The organism is Oleiphilus sp. HI0132 (assembly GCF_001635845.1).
Genome location: NZ_LWGJ01001572.1, coordinates 1 through 950, shown reverse-complemented (window position 1 = coordinate 950; position 950 = coordinate 1). Strand labels below are relative to the sequence as shown.

Sequence of the window (950 nt, the reverse complement as noted above, 5' to 3'; positions counted from 1 at the left end):
TCTTAAAGTTCTCACTTGTGACCTCAGCAACCTCTTCTACGCTGCAGCCCTTTAACTGTGCAATATATTTGGCAACCTCAGGTACATACTTAGGCTCATTTGGCTTGCCACGATACGGAACCGGCGCGAGATAAGGAGAGTCCGTCTCTATCAGCATGCGCTCTAATGGGACTCGCTTAGCAACATCCTTTAGCTCTACAGCATTCTTAAACGTAACAATACCTGAGAATGAGATATAAAAGTTATGATCCATCGCTCTGGAGGCCATATCCCAATCTTCAGTAAAACAATGCAGCACTCCCGCGACATCAGGGGCTGAGTATTGGCCAATGAGGTTTAGCGTATCTTCCTTCGCATCTCTAGTATGAACAATAATTGGTTTTCGACATTCTTTACTGGCAATTAAATGACGCTTGAATCTTTCCAGCTGAAGATCTTTATGCTCCAGGCCATAATAGTAATCCAGCCCCGACTCTCCAATCGCAATGACTTTTTCACGCTCAGCAAGCGATAATAGGCGTTCAATAGTGGGCTCTTCACAATCGGTACTACCTGGGTGCACGCCAACCGAAGCATAGACATCGGGAAATTTAGCTGCAATCTGAAGCACTTCTTCAATATGCTCCAGGTCAATTGCGACACAAAGCAATTTGTCTACAAGGTTTTCTTTGGCAGCTGAAATTGCAAGCGACAAGTCGCCTTCATATGGAGCTAATTTCAGACGATCAAGGTGGCAGTGGGAGTCAATAAACATGAAAATCAAGCGCGCTCTTGTTACAACGATAAAGCCGCACATACTAACTAAAAATGCGTATCTATGCGACTCACTTGAAGAATCGTATCAAGAAATTGGGGCACCCCCCTATTATTACATACTATGTGTAGGACGATCTGAGCTTAAAGAGCCTGCCAGGTAGGTTTCAATCTTGTTTTTGGCAGTAGCATCTTCT

At 44.2% G+C, this 950-nt stretch carries 1 protein-coding gene; it reads right to left on the bottom strand.

Annotated elements, in window-relative coordinates:
- Positions 1-754, bottom strand: a 754-nt coding sequence (locus A3766_RS24325) for a TatD family hydrolase (protein ID WP_082907205.1), incomplete at its 3' end; no start/stop codon positions are given.
- Positions 755-950 lie beyond the last annotated feature (196 nt).